This window comes from Delftia sp. (genome assembly GCF_059499305.1).
In genome coordinates, this window is record NZ_JCABYI010000031.1 from 102,710 (window position 1) to 118,600 (window position 15,891).

Annotated in this window: 13 protein-coding genes; 7 read left to right on the forward strand and 6 right to left on the reverse strand. The window is 61.6% G+C overall.

Going from position 1 to position 15,891, the window contains the following annotated elements:
• Positions 1 to 5 precede the first annotated feature (5 nt).
• The 6 genes from pilV (AC5I49_RS21600) to ribD are packed head-to-tail and all read left to right on the forward strand — an operon-like array spanning position 6 to position 8,973.
• Positions 6 to 611: a type IV pilus modification protein PilV gene (pilV, locus tag AC5I49_RS21600; RefSeq protein ID WP_167368397.1), complete on the forward strand. Its 606-nt coding sequence runs from the start codon at positions 6 to 8 to the stop codon at positions 609 to 611.
• A gap of 3 nt (positions 612 to 614) precedes the next feature.
• Positions 615 to 1,685: a PilW family protein gene (locus AC5I49_RS21605; protein ID WP_495789869.1), complete on the forward strand. Its 1,071-nt coding sequence runs from the start codon at positions 615 to 617 to the stop codon at positions 1,683 to 1,685.
• 11 nt (positions 1,686 to 1,696) lie between these two features.
• Positions 1,697 to 2,407: a pilus assembly PilX family protein gene (locus AC5I49_RS21610; RefSeq protein ID WP_083393570.1), complete on the forward strand. Its 711-nt coding sequence runs from the start codon at positions 1,697 to 1,699 to the stop codon at positions 2,405 to 2,407.
• A 12-nt stretch (positions 2,408 to 2,419) separates the two neighbouring features.
• Complete coding sequence (locus AC5I49_RS21615; protein WP_495789870.1) at positions 2,420 to 7,312, forward strand: pilus assembly protein; 4,893 nt, start codon at positions 2,420 to 2,422, stop codon at positions 7,310 to 7,312.
• Positions 7,309 to 7,800 (forward strand): type IV pilin protein, encoded by a 492-nt coding sequence (locus AC5I49_RS21620; RefSeq protein WP_074921034.1) that lies wholly within the window; start codon positions 7,309 to 7,311, stop codon positions 7,798 to 7,800. The genes AC5I49_RS21615 and AC5I49_RS21620 overlap by 4 nt, the downstream gene beginning before the upstream one ends.
• A gap of 36 nt (positions 7,801 to 7,836) precedes the next feature.
• Complete coding sequence (gene ribD, locus AC5I49_RS21625; protein WP_495789871.1) at positions 7,837 to 8,973, forward strand: bifunctional diaminohydroxyphosphoribosylaminopyrimidine deaminase/5-amino-6-(5-phosphoribosylamino)uracil reductase RibD; 1,137 nt, start codon at positions 7,837 to 7,839, stop codon at positions 8,971 to 8,973.
• Positions 8,974 to 8,999: 26 nt separating this feature from the next.
• On the opposite strand, the gene AC5I49_RS21630 is transcribed toward ribD, so the two are convergent.
• Genes AC5I49_RS21630 through AC5I49_RS21655 form a run of 6 tightly spaced genes read right to left on the reverse strand, consistent with a single transcriptional unit; the run spans position 9,000 to position 14,761 of the window.
• Positions 9,000 to 9,425, reverse strand: a complete 426-nt coding sequence (locus AC5I49_RS21630) for a type IV pilin protein (protein ID WP_026062047.1) — start codon at positions 9,423 to 9,425, stop codon at positions 9,000 to 9,002.
• A gap of 8 nt (positions 9,426 to 9,433) precedes the next feature.
• A complete protein-coding gene (locus AC5I49_RS21635; protein ID WP_495789872.1) occupies positions 9,434 to 11,920 on the reverse strand; it encodes a pilus assembly protein in 2,487 nt (828 codons plus the stop codon).
• A gap of 15 nt (positions 11,921 to 11,935) precedes the next feature.
• A complete protein-coding gene (locus tag AC5I49_RS21640) occupies positions 11,936 to 12,700 on the reverse strand; it encodes a pilus assembly PilX family protein (protein WP_133072481.1) in 765 nt (254 codons plus the stop codon).
• Positions 12,697 to 13,572 carry a PilW family protein gene (locus AC5I49_RS21645; protein ID WP_133072480.1) on the reverse strand — a complete coding sequence of 292 codons (876 nt, stop codon included), beginning with the start codon at positions 13,570 to 13,572 and terminating at the stop codon, positions 12,697 to 12,699. The genes AC5I49_RS21640 and AC5I49_RS21645 overlap by 4 nt, the downstream gene beginning before the upstream one ends.
• Positions 13,569 to 14,207 carry a type IV pilus modification protein PilV gene (pilV, locus tag AC5I49_RS21650; protein WP_133072479.1) on the reverse strand — a complete coding sequence of 213 codons (639 nt, stop codon included), beginning with the start codon at positions 14,205 to 14,207 and terminating at the stop codon, positions 13,569 to 13,571. The genes AC5I49_RS21645 and pilV (AC5I49_RS21650) overlap by 4 nt, the downstream gene beginning before the upstream one ends.
• On the reverse strand, positions 14,198 to 14,761 hold the full coding sequence (locus AC5I49_RS21655) for a GspH/FimT family pseudopilin (RefSeq protein WP_016451209.1): 564 nt from the start codon (positions 14,759 to 14,761) through the stop codon (positions 14,198 to 14,200). Before AC5I49_RS21655 ends, pilV (AC5I49_RS21650) begins: the two co-directional genes overlap by 10 nt.
• 848 nt (positions 14,762 to 15,609) lie before the next feature.
• On the opposite strand from AC5I49_RS21655, the gene rpsO reads away from it, so the two are divergent.
• Entirely contained in the window at positions 15,610 to 15,876 is a 267-nt protein-coding gene (rpsO, locus tag AC5I49_RS21660; protein WP_012206984.1) for a 30S ribosomal protein S15, read from the forward strand.
• Positions 15,877 to 15,891 lie beyond the last annotated feature (15 nt).

A 15,891-nucleotide genomic window follows, 5' to 3' on the forward strand; every position in this document is an offset into this window, starting at 1 on the left:
ATTCAATGACGCGCCGCACCGATGAAGGCGTGACTCTGATCGAGATGATGGTCGCGCTGATCATTCTGTCTATTGGCTTGCTGGGCTTGGCGGGGCTGCAGGCTGCCACGACGAAGTACCGAATCACCACCATGTCCCGCACAGCAGGGACCGGTCTTGTGTTCGATCTGTCCGAACGCATTCGCATCAACGCCGATGCCGCAGGCCCGAGCTTCATGCAGGAGGGCAGTAGCACGACCTCTCTGTACACGATTACCGCGGACTGGGCCACGCAGCAAAAGAACAGCAACTTTACCGTGACCAAGAATTGCAATTCCGCGGCCTGCAGTTCCAGTGAACGTGCCACCTTTGATCTACTGAGTTGGCGTCAGAAAGTTCGCGAAAGCATGCCGCAGGGATCCGCCATGCTTTCGGGCAACAAGCGTGACGGTATTGCCGTGACCCTCATGTGGTTCGACAAGGAGTTCACCGACGGCAGCTCGGATGCCACATTGCAGAAGGCACCCACCTGCAATGCCGACCAGAGCGGCATGGCTCGGCAGACCTGTTGTCCGGCAGAGGCCAAGGCGGTCGAAGGGGTGCGCTGCTCCCGTTTTTCTTTCGTGCCCTGAGCTATGAAAACGCACATCCAGCCACAGCGTGGCATGACTCTTGTGGAGCTGATGGTGGCACTGGCCATCAGCATGGTCATCATTCTTGCCGCCGTTTTTGTGTACATGGCATCAGTGGATTCCCAGCGCGCCCAGGACCGCAGTACTGTCAGCACCGAGACGGGGGCATTTGCCATGCAGATGATGGGGCGCGCAATCATGAATGCCGGCTTTTATCCGGCGCCAGCGTTGCCCATCCCGGTGGATGTAAGCCAGACCGGTATGTATGACACCTATCCGCCCATCCCTGCTGCTTCGCGGGTGTCTACCGATTGGGCGGATCCGGCCAGCGGCTGGCCTCCCACCGCCTTTCAGACCGGGATCTATGGCTGCGATGGTTCAAAGCTTGACGTTGCCACCAGCCTCTGCGGGACGGAGACCGCCAATGACCCTGATACCCTCGTGATCAACTACTTCACCAGCGATTCGATGGGAGGTGCAACGGGTTCGCGTTTCGATTGCACGGGTCGGGACGTGGCTTCCGACCCCAGCAACAGCGAGCGCAACAAGGACGCCGAGGGCGTGACCATCGCTGATGGAAAGCCTCCACGCCTGCCCCTGTTCGGCTCCAACCGCTATGCGCTCAGCGCAGGCACTGTATACGTGGGACAGACCGAAGTGAACACCAAGAGCCTGGTTTGCAGCGGCAATGGCAAAAGTCCGCATGGCACCGCTGACAGCACCGCCTATCAGCCGCTGCTGGCGGGCATCGAGGACCTGCAATTCACCTATGGCGTGTATTCGTCGGAGCAGACGCTTTCCCCGGACCGCTTCTATACGGCTGCACAGGTCAATGGCCTGTCGAATGCCAGCATCAATGGTGTCACCATGACGGGCTGGCAGCGTGTTGTCTCCATCCGGGTCTGCATTCTTACCAAGACGCTCAATGGAAAAACCCGAATCGCGGACAAGTCTGGCAGTGAACGGAAGTATGTGGATTGCCAGGAAGTGGAAAAAAACCAGCCCACAGGAGAGACCTATACCCGGCTTGTCCAGGTTTTCGGCGCCCGCAATGGCCTGAAGCAAAGTTACTAGGTCGCGTGATCATGTCGTCGCAACAAAAAATCAATCATCAACGTGGCGTGGCGCTGGTTGTCGTGATGCTGCTGCTGGTTGCCATCACGGGCATCACGCTGTGGATGGTCAAGCAATCGACCCTGTCCGAGGGGTTGGCACGCAATCAGCAGGATCAGGAGGCTGCACGCCAGGCGGCCGAATCGGCATTGCGGGACGCGGAGCGGGACATCCTGAATGTCGAGACCGCGTTGCGCACCAATGCCTCCTGCTCTCGTGGAGTTCAGGAGCTCAATCCCAACGACTTTTCTTCCACCTGCAAGGGCGGGCTTTGCTACATGGCTGATGCCAGCTATACGACCACGGACTGGGCTGCCGCCGCCAAGGACAACGCCACAGTTGCCGAGCCCTGGTGGCCTACCGGAAAAGGGGGGCTGTGGAATGACGATTTTGACTCCAAGCCCAGTCGAACACCGGTCAAGGCAACCAACTGCAATTTTACGGGAGGCGTGCCGCTTGGAACATATACAGGCGTTGCAGCCATTACGGGTGTGGCCGTGCAGCCCGAGTACCTGATAGAGATTTTCCGCAGAAAGCATGTACGGATGAATCTTGATGAAACCCTGGTCACATCGCGGGGCGAGAACGCAAATCAGTGGTCGTATATGTACAGGATTACAGCCCGTGGCTTTGGCTACTCGCAACGCACGCAGGTGGTGCTCCAGACCATCTACTTTCCTTGAGGTGAGGGAAAAATGAATACAAGAAAATCATTGTTGGCCTTTGTGGGTGGCTTGGTGGCTGCGTTCGCCTGCACTGCCGTTGGCGCGAGTCCGCTGGAAGTGTCCAGGCCACGTCAAGGCGTTCCGCCGAACATCGTCACATCGGCCAACAAGCCGATGATCATGCTGACGGCTTCGAAGGACCACACCTTGTTCGGGCCGGTTTACACGGACTTTGAAGACCTCGATGGCGATGGAGTGATCGACACCACCTTCAAGCCCGACTTCAAGTACTACGGCTATTTCGATGCCACGAAGTGCTATGCCTATGAAAGCGGCATCTTCGTGCCCAAGGTGCTTGCGACCAAAACAGAGGTCACCACCGGGTCCGTCAAATCCACCAAGTTCAGTTGCCCGGCAACGCAGTCGTACTGGAGCGGCAATTTCCTCAACTGGGCGACGATGACGCGCCTGGATACCGTGCGCAAGATGCTTTATGGAGGTTTTCGCAGCGAGGACAAGAACGAATCCACGGTGCTGATGGGCTCCAGGCTGGTGCAGGATGCGCACTCCTTCGTCAAATACTACCGTGGCACGGATATCCGTGATTACACGCCATTCTCGACCACTGATCTGATAAAGACGACGGGCGCCAATGCCAATGTTTATGCAGGCCTGAGCATGTGTGTCACGGGCAGCAGTGAAAATCCTGCCTTGTCGGAACCCAATATCCGGCTGGTCAAGGGCAATGTCAGATTCTGGTCCACCGTGGAGGTCAAGCTCTGCCGCTGGAGAGATGACACGGACAACTACAACCTGGGCACCTTTGGCCCCAAGCTGGCGCGCTTTTATTCCGATACAGACAAGGGCAACGGTGGGGTCAAGCATGAAGAGAAGATTCCTTCGAAGACTGCGGACGGAGCCACCTATTCCGGCGTAGGCCCTGACCTGACGGTGAAGGTGAAGGCCTGTGTTCCCAGCCTGCTGGGCGATGAGCGTTGCCAGGCCTATCCGGCGGACTCCACATCCAACTACAAGCCTTATGGCCTGTTGCAGGAGTTCGGCTATCCGAGCACCAGCAACGCTGCGGCGCGCGTGGAATTCGGCCTGATCACGGGCAGCTACGACAACAACCATACGGCGGGTGCATTGCGCAAGAACATCCGCGATCTGGACGACGAGATCAACCGCAGCACCGGTGTCTTCTGCCACAGCGAATCCTCGAAATGTGCCAAGAAGCTGGACGACCTTCGAGAAACGGGCAAGGGTGCCATAAAGACCTTCGACTCCATCATCCTGTTCGGACGCAATGGCACCTCGTATGGAAACGGCAAGACGCCCAGCAATTCTCCCGACGGGGATTTGCCGGCCTGGGGCAACCCCATAGGCGAGATGGTGGTGCAGGCCCTGCAGTACTACGCCTACAACGGCAGCAGTCCTACGCCCAACAATCCGTCATCCAGCAACAACGACACGACGGCGGGCATGCCCGTGGCGACATGGGCCGACCCGCTGGCCACGACGGATGCGCGTGCAAAATATGGCAATGCCATCTGCAGGCCCCTCAATATCCTTGCGTTCTCGTCCAATGCGCTGAGTTTTGACGGCCAGGCAGGAACGGCCTTTGGCACCTTGTCGAATACCACTGGAAATCTGGATTCCTACGTCAACAAGATCGGGGATGCCGAAGGGCTGACAGGCACATCGCGCTCCGTAGGCTCGGTGGGCGGCAAGGGGCTGACAGCGGCGGACGACAAGAATGCCTGCTCGGCCAAGACCGTGGGCACGCTGTCGGACGTCAATGGCATCTGTCCCGAAGCGCCCGCTATGGGCGGAACCTACCAGGTGGCAGGCGCCGCGCTCTATGGCAACACCGCCAAGATTCGCACTATCTCCAATCCGCCCTCGGATCTGGGCACGGTGGAGAACGCACTCAAGGTCCGGACCATGGCCGCCTCGCTGACCGGTGGCTCTCCGCGAATCGACGTACTGATCCCTGGCAGCAATCCCAAGAAATATGTCTATATCACGCCTGAGAGCGTGCAGGACGGCGGAAATGTCAGTGCGCCGTTGACCTTTGCCTCCATCAGTTCCGGCGAGTTCTATGGTTCCTTCATCGTCACCTGGAATGACATTCTGATGGGCGGCGACTACGACATGGATATCACCGGCTTCCTGCGCTACGACTTGATTGCAAATGCCAGTTCGCCTTCTGGCTGGGATATCAAAATCACCACCGACATCCCGGGTGTCTGCGGGGGCAGTCCGGGAACCCATGGCTTCAGTATCATTGGGGTGCAAACGGGCGGCAAATCCGCCAATGGGCGATACCTGACCCACCAGCACTACAGCAGTGGCAAGCTCAAGGGCATGCCCGATACCCCCCAGTATCTCTGCGGTGATGACAGCTACCGCAAGCGGCTGATTGGCACCAAGACGTATGACGGCACGGTCTGCAATGTCACCGGCAATGGCACGGTCTCGTTCAGCGACGGCAGCAGCAGCAAATTCGCCGCCTACTGCACGGTCAAGAACGAGGACTATCTGGTGCCCATGACCTTCAACATGGTTGGCGAGACGGATGCACTGATCAAGGACCCGCTGTGGTACGCAGCGAAATACGGCTACTTCCGCTCCAGCGAAAAGCTGTCAAACGGCACCTACAGCACACTGACCATGCCGCCCAACCAGGCCAGCTGGGACAGCCTGAGCAGCGATGGAAACTCTGGCTCGGATGGTGTTCCGGACGGCTACTTTCTCGCACGCCGTCCTGAAATTCTCGAGGCCCAGTTGCGCCGGGTGCTGGATGCCGTGGCGAAGGACTCGAATGCGGCTCCAGCCATCTCGTCCTCTCAGTTCGTGTCAGGCAGCTACAAGTACGTGGCCAAATTCGACAACGCGACCTATTCGGGCGCGCTGGAGGCCTACAAGATCGATGCGGACGGCAATGTCGGCGCCAATTACTCGTGGGAAGCCGGGCTGATGCTCAAGACCGCTGCGGCGGGTGGCACGCGCGCCATCATCACCAACAGCGGCAATGGCAGCAATGCGGGTATCGCCTTGCGCTGGGACTCCCTGACCGACGCATATAAAGAGCAGATGACCACGGCTTCAGCCAACAAGCTCAGCGTGGACAACGCCAAGCTGGCCTTGAACTATGTGCGCGGCGACCAATCTCTGGAGGGCGCCTCCGCTCTGCGCCAGCGTGGCAATAGTCTGCTGGGCTCCATCGTGAACGGCACACCCTGGATACAGGATCGCCCTCAGGCGCTGATTCAGGGCAACGCCGACTACACCAAGTTCTATGGCGACAACCGTAGCCGCAAGAAGCTGCTGTGGGTGGCTGCCAATGACGGCATGCTGCACGCCTTCGATGCGGAAAATGGCAATGAGCTGCTGGCCTATGTGCCGGGGGTGCTGGCCAATCGCCTGCCCGAGCTGCCGCTGCAGCGCGACACTTCCAGTCGCACCAAACTCAACAACGCCAATTTCACACTGGATTCCACCGAGACCTTGCCGCAGGGCACGATCTGGCCCTATGTGGACGGCAATCCTTTTACGGCGGACGTCTTGGTGACATCGGGCTCCAAGTCGGTGTGGCGGTCTTATGTCTTCGCATCGCTGGGTCGCGGTGGACGCGCCGTGTTTGCTCTCGATGCGACCGACCCTTCGAGCTTCTCGGAGTCCAATGCGTCCAGCATCTTCAAATGGCAATTCACGTCGGACGATGATGCGGATCTCGGCTATATCACCGGCGATGTGGGTATCCATACCACCAGCAATCAGGCCACACCCGTGGCGAAGATGAACAACGGCCAGTATGCGCTGCTGCTGGGCAACGGCAACAGGTCTCCCGGTGGCAAGGCGGTGCTCTATATCCTCTACATGGATGGCCCTTCGAGCGGCAGTTGGAGCGGGCGCTATACCAAGATCGTCGCCGATGCTGGCACCGGCAATGGCATGGCCATGCCACGCTGGGAGGACTACAACGGCGACGGTACGGCCGATGTGATCTACGCAGGGGATCTCAAGGGCAATCTGTGGAAGTTCGATGTGTCCAGCACGACGGCAGACAACTGGGGCGTAGCCTACAAATCCACGTCGTCCGCCAACCTTCCCTTGTTCCGAGCCCAGTACACCACGGGCACCGGAGCCTCGGCTGTCACGACGCAACTGCCCATCACAACAGCGCCGCAGACCTTGTTCATGGGGCGTGGCGGCATGCTGGTCACCTTTGGTACTGGCAATGCATTTGAAACCGGGGACTTCCCTGCGACGGGCACCACGCAACGCGTCTATGGCATCTGGGATCGCCCTGGTATGCCCACGTCAAGGGCGTTACCGGCCTGGTCGGGCAGCACGCTGGTGTCCCGTGCATATACGCGCGATAGTGCGGGCAATGTCTACCTATCTTCCGATGGAACGGCGCTGGACTGGTCACAGCACGATGGCTGGTACATCGCCCTGCCTGGCTCGGCCGAGGCCGTGCTCGCCGATCCGTCGCTGGATGCGGGCGTGCTTTCTCTGGTGGGGGTCCGGCCCAAATCGGATTCCAACCAGTGCTCGGATACGCCCAACACGACCCTTTACACTATCGATCCTATTTCCGGACGTGCCGAGCGCAATGTGCAAGGCACGATGGTGGTGAACTCCAAGACGGTCATCATCGCCGGCAAGGACATTGGCGGTGACCAGCGCGTACGCGTGGTGAATGACCGCTCCAAGAAGCCCTTCACCAAAAACTGCAAGGCGGGCGAACCTGGATGTACTTGCACGGGCAGTACCTGCGAGAAGGCCTCACCCACCTGCGGCCCTGGCATGGGTGCCAAGCGTGTGGTGGGCCGCAATGCGGACGCCATCATGTGCTTCAGTTCTTCTCCCCGCATGCAGTGGCGTGATGTCCCCGGCCTGAGGACCAATCAATGAAAAGAGATTCTCGATTGATGGCGGGTTTCACGCTGATCGAACTGATGATTACCGTGGCCATCGTCGCCATCTTGGCCTCTGTGGCCTACCCCTCCTACAAGGAATATGTGGCCAAGAGCCGCAGGTCCGAGGCCAGAACCGTTCTCTCGTCTGCTCAGCAGTGGATGGAACGGTTCTATTCGGAGAATTTCCGCTATGACAAGAACAGCGCTGGAACCGCCGTGACCAATTCTGCGCTGTTCCCTGCATATTTCTCGGTATCTCCCCCCAAGGGGCAGGGCACAGCGGTCTATGACATTTCGGTTGTGGTGACTGAGGATGTGCGGGATGCCTACTCCATCAAGGCCGTGCGAAAGGCATCTGCCGGCATGGCCTCGGATCGCTGCGGCGATTACTACCTGGACCAATATGGCCGCAAGGACTTGAAAGAGTACAGTGACAAGTATTTCGCCAACAAGCAGGCGGCCATGGACTACTGCTGGCGATAGTTGGCAGAGGGCCTAGGCTACCGCTGACCTCCTGAAATGGTCTCCAAATTGTCCTCGCAATGGATGGCTCAGGCCATCGAGCTTGCCACGCAAGCGCTGTTCAGAACCTCCCCCAATCCTCGGGTCGGCTGCGTCATCGTCGACTCCCGGGGGGTGTTGCTGGGTCAAGGCGCCACCCAGCGCGCGGGAGGTCCGCATGCCGAAATCATGGCCTTGCGCGATGCCCAGTCCCGAGGGCACTCCGTGCGAGGCGCCACTGCCTATGTGACCCTGGAGCCCTGCGCTCACCATGGCCGCACAGGGCCGTGCTGCGATGCGCTGGTGGAGGCCGGCATCGGCAAGGTCGTGGCGTCGTTGACGGATCCCAATCCCCGCGTGGGTGGCCAGGGCTTTGAGAGGCTGCGCGCCGCAGGGGTCGAGGTTGAGATTGGTGATGGCGCAGATCAGGCGTGGGAGCTGAATCTGGGTTTTTTCAGCCGCATGCTTCGTGCCAGGCCCTGGGTGCGCGCCAAAGTGGCGGCTTCTCTGGATGGCATCACTGCATTGAGCAATGGGCAGAGTCAGTGGATCACCTCTGCCGAAGCCCGGCATGATGGCCATGCTTGGCGCGCCCGTTCCTGTGCGATCCTGACGGGCATAGGCACGGTGCTTGCCGACAATCCTCGCCTGGATGTCAGAGAGGTAGAAACGTCCCGGCAGCCCATGCTCATCGTGGTGGATAGCCAGCTCCAGACACCTGCGGATGCACTCTTGTTTGCTGCGCAACGCAAGGTCGTCATCTACACGGCAGTCAGTGATTTGGCATCAAACCGCGCGCTTGCGCTGCTGGAGCGTGGAGCGCAGTTGCAGTATGTGCCTGATGGTCTGGGGCGTGTGGATGTGCCCGCCATGATCCATGATCTGGCCAGGCTGGAAGTGAATGAGCTGCACGTCGAGGCCGGCCATCGGCTCAATGCTGCGCTTGCCGAAGCAGGGCTGGTAGACGAATGGTTGGCCTATCTGGCGCCCAAGCTTCTATGGAACGGAGCCGGTTGGGCCGATACGCCCTCTTTGAGCAGACTGGCCGATGCCCAGGCCATGGCATTCCATTCAGTCTCAAGTGTGGGAGGCGACCTGCGGGTGCTTCTCCGCAAGGTAGGGGCGGATCGGCTTGGGTTGAGCTGCGCAACCTGAGGCGTCATGCGCAGCCGCAGCTACTGCTACCGCCCCCAGCACTCCACCGCAGTGGTATTCACACCCAGGCCGAGCGCATCACGCTCGCCCGTATGGGTCAGCGTGAAATCGCCACATCGGTCACCGAACTGGGAGCCGCGGCGTGTGGCGATCAGGGTGTAGGTGTCGTCGTCGTGGCCGCTGGTTGACAGGAAGTCGATGGTGTAGCGCTTGCTGGAGTCGTGGGCCCAGGTCAGATCTGCTGGCAACTCGGTGGGGTAGGTGCCGTTGGCGGTGGCGGCGCGCTCCAGCCATTGCTGGGCCTGGAGCAGGCCGGCGCGGGCGTCGGCGCGGTGGACTGCGCGGATGTACTCGTTGTAGCTGGGGACGGCGACCGTGCCGAGGATGACGATGACGGCCACGACGATCATGAGTTCGATGAGCGTGAATCCTGGGGATCGAGGGCGGCGCATGTGGTGCCTCATTTCATTTGGCGCCAGCTGGGGCGCAGGGATTGCTCCGGCATGCGGGCGAGTACATTGCGGCGGCCTTCGGCGTCGTAGCCGATGGCGTGATGGCCCTTGTGGAGCAAGGCCTGGGATCCCCTGGCGACGCTTGCGCGCGAGACCTCCTCATCTGCCGTGCCGTAGACCCCATCGCCGTTGCTGTCCATCAACGGAACGCCGGGTCGCTTGCCATCCATGATGTTCATGAATGTCAGGAATTGGCGCTCCTCGCTCGCATTGCAGGCGTCGGGCGGGCTTGCGCTTTCGCCGGGGCGCCTGGGGGATCCGGCAGGTATCTGGCTGTAGATCGCGAGGATGTTGCTGCCGTCGTAGAAGCCCATTGGCTTGAGCAGGCGCTCGCCCGGCAGGGGCAGGTCCATGTACCAGCCTTTGTGCCGCGTCCAGTCGAGGTCGGTCGTGGAGTCAACGCGCCAGAAGCCTTGGCCGGCCGCCCCTGCCGGCTGATGGTTCACCGAGCGCCTGGCCAGTTCTCCGATGCCTGAAACGGGTGCCGCTCGCTGTCCGTCAGGCTGCCTGCAGTCCGAATCCTTGCCATCGAGGCAAGCTTGCACTCTGCCGTCCGCGAGCAGCCTGTAGCGGGTGCTGTCGAGGATGGAATAGATGCTCTGGACCGCTGTGTTGCCAGAATCCTGCCGCGTGATGTGGCGTCCGGTACCGAATGCCACCAGCATGCCGCCTGCCGTCAAGCGCTCGCGCCCTTCTTTGGCATTTTTGCTGGCCCTGCGCCGGTCATTGGCGCGTACGGAAGGAGGGGCGGTGATGGCTTGACGCAGGTTGCGAGTGGCCGATGGAGAACTGCCACCCCAGGCTGTGTACAGCGGCCGGCCGTCGAAGGCCACGCCCCAGCGGGAGGAGTCACCGCTGGCGATGAGGAATTTCCACAGATTGCCCTGGATGTCACCTGCGTAGACCACATCGGGCAGGCCGTCTCCATTGATGTCCACAAGGCGCGGGGCGGAGAGTCCGTTGTGGGAGGTCTCGGGGGTGGTGCCGGTTGGGGTATTGCCCGTGGCAACGAGGCGCAACAGCTCCTGGTTGCCATCGAGATACTGGATCAGCAACACGGGCCGCTGGTTGGTGCTGTGGTAGCCGTTGCCCGTCACCAGTGCCCAGCGGTTGTTGTTCAACTGCGTGATCTGAGTGCTGCGTTGCGGGTTGGCATCGTCCAGCACGGGCGCCGCAAAAATATGGCCCAGGTCCTTGTTTTCCTGGCAAGTGGCGCGCTGGCGCATCTCATCCAGGCTGGCGCAGTCGCCGGGATCGCTGTTGCGTGTCTGGGTTCGGTCGAGCAGGACCAGCGAGCTGGCACCGGACTCGCTGAAAGCCTCCGGATGGGTGATGTCCAGCACGAAGTAGCCCTTGGCTCCGGCGCCCGCCATGCCAGCCAGCACAGTGCGCCACTGCGAGGACGCAACGCTGCCCGGGGGGATGTCGCCGCTCATGGCGGAGCCGTCCACAAAGTAGCGATGCCGGGCGTCATAGTCGGGGTCGGAAAGTCTTGCCAGTCCGGAGATCACGCCTCGTGGGATGTAGGCGATCTTTTCCCTGCCTTCGGTGGCCGAAAAGCCATGCAGCATGCCGTCATTGCCGCCTGCATAGATCATGGGCTGGCGTTTCTGCTGGGCGAGGGTATAGGCGGCATAGCCCGGCAGGGGCCAGTTGTCCACGGGATGACCGGTATGCCAGATCTGGGAGTTGACGATGTCGCCCTGGCGCGAGCTGCGCTGGCGAAAAGGACGGGTGGGGCCAACGCGCGGCGGTTGTCCCGGCGCTTCCATGCGGCGGTCGCCGCGTATGAAGTTGAGCCTGTGCTTGCCCAGGTTGTCTGCTCTTCCTTCGACATCGATGCCCAGGGAGGCTTTCTGCAGGTGGTCGAGTTCATTCCACTTGAAGGACACGCCTCTTTGCAGTCTGTCGCTCCAGGTCAGGATCAGACGGTCATTGATTGCCTGTTCGTCGCTGAGTGCATCCAGGTGGCCGGCCGTGGTTTTGCCTTGCCAGCCGGCTGTTGCGGTGAGGCTGCCATCGGCCTGGACGGTTTCTGCGCTGATCCAGCCGCTCCAGGCCGCTTTTGCGCTGTAGCGGGCGCTGAATATGTCCACGCCGGCCCGCGTAATCACGCTGCCGCTGGAGGCCATGGAGCTGCTGCGGCCCTTGGCATCTGCCTGTTGTCCGGCCGGGCAGTCTTCAATGGGCGCGGCGAATTCGGTGCCATCTGCCTGAACCCTGGCAATTGGAGTGTCTGCCTCCAAGACCTGCTGGACCTGGATGGGTGCCGGCAGGCCAGGCTTTATCGTGACCTTGACTCGGGGCCCAAGCGACGACTGGGTCATATCCATTGCCTGGCTGTTTTGCGCGGCCAGGACTGCAGCGGCCATGGCTGCGGCTGTCGGCGCTGGCAGCAGGATGCGCCGGAGCCAGGGATGGCAGAGGTGGGGCATGTCAGGTGTCCTGAGTCAGTCGCGGCGTTTCTGCCGGGCATAGGTCTGCTGCATCACCACCTGGGTGTTGCTCTTGCGGCCATGGGCAATGGCCGTGATGCGATAGATCACCTGGGGCTGCATGTAAAGGGCCAGTCGGGGTGAGCCGTTGGCGATGACGCCCGAGTTCCCTGCGTTGACGTCATAGGGCAGGATCTCTATCCAGTACCAGCCTCCCTTTCCTGCCTCACGATTTGCCAGGATGGAGTCGCTCTTTCCGCCAGCGATGGCGCCCGTGAACTGGCCGTAGCGTGCGCCGACGTCAGCGGCAGTCATCTGGCCCAGCGTGATCCCTTGGCCTTCGTCCGCGTTGTTCCAGAAGTCCTGAGGTCCCGTGCGCTTGGTGCACAGGCCATCGCGGCATCCAGTGGGTGCGGCCTCAGCGAGGCTGGCCAGCAGCAGGCCGACTTCCCCGGTTTCCCGGGGGAACTGTGCGATGCCTGCACCGCTGCGGCAGACGGATGGCTGGCTGCTGCTGGCGGCGCAGGCGGCGCCGCTGGCCTGTTCGCCCCGAATATCCAGTTCGGCATCCTGCAGCAAGGCCTGTGCAGCTTCCAGGGCGCGCTGGTAGTCGGCATCGTTGCCCACGAACATTTCGTTGAACAGTGCGCTGCGCGACGCCCACAGGGCGAGCAGCATGGACAGCATGACCAGCACCACCACGATGAACAGGGCGATGCCTTTTTGGCGCTGCGCTGCGCAGGTGTGGGCATGTCGCATGCCTGCAGCCTTGTGCGTCATCCGGCCAACCCCTGGCTGCGCAACTGGTACACGCTGCGAAAGACCATGTGCAGGCGCCGCGTCCTGGGCGCAGGCAGCGTGGCCATGTGGATGGATTCGGCCGTACCGCCGCTGTCGTCGCAGTCGGTATAGCTGCTGTTGGCGGGCATGTCGATGGCCTCGTTGCCGAATAGCACCAGGCAGACCTCGGCGCCGACGACGCGAGGCCAGTCCTGGCCTACGGCGGCTGCGTTGACATACTGTATGCGGGCGGCGCCCCCCGGCGCCTGGATCAGGTAGCGCACCTGGAAGTTGGCGACGTTCCTGGCAAGGGGCTGGGCACCCGCGGAGGGCGCTCCGGCGCAGCGCAGGGTGTTTTTACTGGCGTCCAGGACAAAGCGGCTCAGGATGAGGCTGTCGCTGTTGGTCTGCCCCAGGCAATTGCGCTGCAGTGAGGTCTCGATGGCCGATGTGTGCAGCGGCTGCGTGTAGTTGCTGTAGCCCACGGCGAGCTTGTATTGGGAGCGCCCGGGTGCATCGAGGCCCTGGATGGTGTCGTGCGCGGGGTTGAAGTCCAGTGCGCCCACCTCGAATGCAACGGGGTCTGCCACGTCAATGGCTTCTGTTGCCTTCTTGTGTGATGCAAGAAGCAGCCGCAGGGACCCCGCCTGCCGGATCTGCCGGCCCATGACACGGAAGAGATGGGAAGCCTGCTGTTGCAACTGACTGGCATCGCTGACGGTGGCGGACACGGCGCGTGACGCCATGAGTGCGCCCATGGCCACGCCGATGATCAGCAGTCCCAGGAAAAGTCCGACCAGCAGTTCGACGAGGCTCAGCCCGCGTTGACGCGGTCTGGCCGCAATAGCGGTGGCGATGCGATGGGGATTCATGGGCCTGCGCAGAAGAGCTGTACTGCGTTGTTTGCAAGGTAGGGAGCGCAGCGAGCGCTGAGTGCGATGTATTGCAGGTGGCAGGTTCTGCCTGCAGGACAGGCCATGGCCTGATCGCTGTGCATGCGATCGCCATCGCCATCAAGCCCGATGGGGTCCTTGTAGTCGGCCTTGCCGGACTTTTCGTTCTCGCGCCAACTGATCATGATCCCCAGCTGGCGCCCATTGCCGGCGCTGGCGGCTGCCTCGTCTCCTGCGAGGAAGACCTTGGCGGCCCCGCCTGGCAGCAGTTGGCGAACGGATGCCTTCCATCGTGCGAGGTGGTAGCTGGCCATTGCGTCCGGGCCGCATGCGGCGGCACTGCAGTCGGCGACGGATTCGGGGGCGTGATTCCAGTCGGAAACGTAGCGGCCGATCTGTCCGAGGGAGTTGGGGTTGGCGTGCGTGCGCTCGCTGAGGTCCTCGATCAGCCGGATGGCCTGGGCGCGGCGCACGCCGCTTTGGTTGTCGGCCAGGGTGCGCATCTGCAGTCCCAGGATTCCCAGAACACCCAGGGCCGTGATGACGGTGGCGACCAGGGTTTCGATCAGGGTAAAGCCATTGGGATGCCGATTGCGGGTACGTGTCAGGCGCATGGAATACCCTCCTGGCCGACCACCCGGATGCGTCCGCCGGACGAGACGCAAATGCCTTGGGTTGCGGCGGAAGTGATTCCGGCCGGAGATGGCGCAATGGCGAAGCCCATGGCGGTGAGTCCGCCCAACTGACCCCAACGGTCCACACTGATGATGGAGGCAGACCGGGAGCGGGTGACGAGGGTGCGGGCGGGCGTGTCGAAGCGCTGCAGCTCCTCCTTGGGATCCCAGTGCCTGTTGCCATTGCGGTCGACGAACACCACCCAGCCGCAGCCCCAGTCGGCGTGCTGCGCCGCCAGGGTGCAGCCCTTGGTGCCTTGGGGCAGTTTCTGGATGAAAACGCCGCCACCGCGCCGCACGGCTTCGGAGCGCGCGTACTGCAGCGTCGATTGCAGGGCCTCGACGGTCTGGCGAACACGCCAGCGCTCGATGATGAGGTTGAAGCTGGGAGCTGCCAGCGTGGTGAGCACGGCGAGGATGGCGACGACCACCATCAACTCGATGGCAGTGAAGCCTTCGGCGCCCGGGCGAGCCTGAGGCCTGGTCGATGACATGTCTTGAATCCCTCCCCGTCGATTGGCTTGCGCAACGCTGGTTGTTGCTGCTTGTTTCGTGCGCCGCTCAATCTATTGGGGTTGTTCGTGCATGTCTTTCAGACCAATCTGTTTCTTTGGTCAAAAAATAGGAGTTGTGCAGTGAATGGGGCTGAATTCAGGCGTGCAGAGGTGCGAAAAAATCCAATGATGGCAAGGCTTTGCCGGATTTTTGGGTATTCGAGGCCGGCCTAAGACTGTTTCTGGGAGCGTGTCAGCGCTGGCGTCTGCCCGGCGGCTGCCCAATGTATCCGGCGCATGCTCCGGCGTTGTGCCTGCCCTGGCATTCGCGGTAAAGCCGCTTGTCGCGTTGCTCGGGCGACTCGTCGGAGCTGCTGCGCTGCGTCGGCACCCGGACCCGCTGCCCGCCCTTTTTGCGCTTGGAGCCTTGCGCAGCCGATGCGTCGGCGCGATGGGACGCAGCCTGGGCAGGCAGGGCCAGGCCCAGGGCCGCGACCAGGCAGAGCAGGGTGCATTGCCGCAGCTGCGCTTGTCGGGTCGATGGAATGAATGAAAAACGCACTGCCATGGCGTGGCCCTCCCTTGGTGTATGGAATGCCTGCGCACCACATATCCGTGCTTCGTGACGGCATGCCTTTGGCGCGGGCTTTGCGGGATTCTGGGCGGCCAGCAGGCCGAAGTGGCAAAGGGCGCAAATCAGGTGTGGATGCCGGTCCGGGCGTGCTTGTTATAATCCCAGGGTTTTGCATGGTGCAAGACGCACGTCGGGGCCTTTCCAGTCCCGGCGCAAGTAACCAAGGCTGCCTCCTTGCTTTTGTCTTTGAGGCGCCAATTTCCAAGGAAAAAAAATGATCGCATCTTCCGTGAAGGCTGAAGTCGTCAAGTCCAACGCACGCTCTGCCAACGACACTGGTAGCCCAGAAGTGCAAGTGGCCCTGCTGACCGCACGCATCAACGAGCTGACCCCTCACTTCAAGCAACACGCCAAGGACCACCACGGTCGCCGTGGCCTGCTGCGCATGGTGAGCCGCCGTCGCAAGCTGCTGGACTACCTCAAGTCCAAGGACGCTGATCGCTACACCGCACTGATCGCCAAGCTGGGCCTGCGCAAGTAAGCACGGTGGGAGATC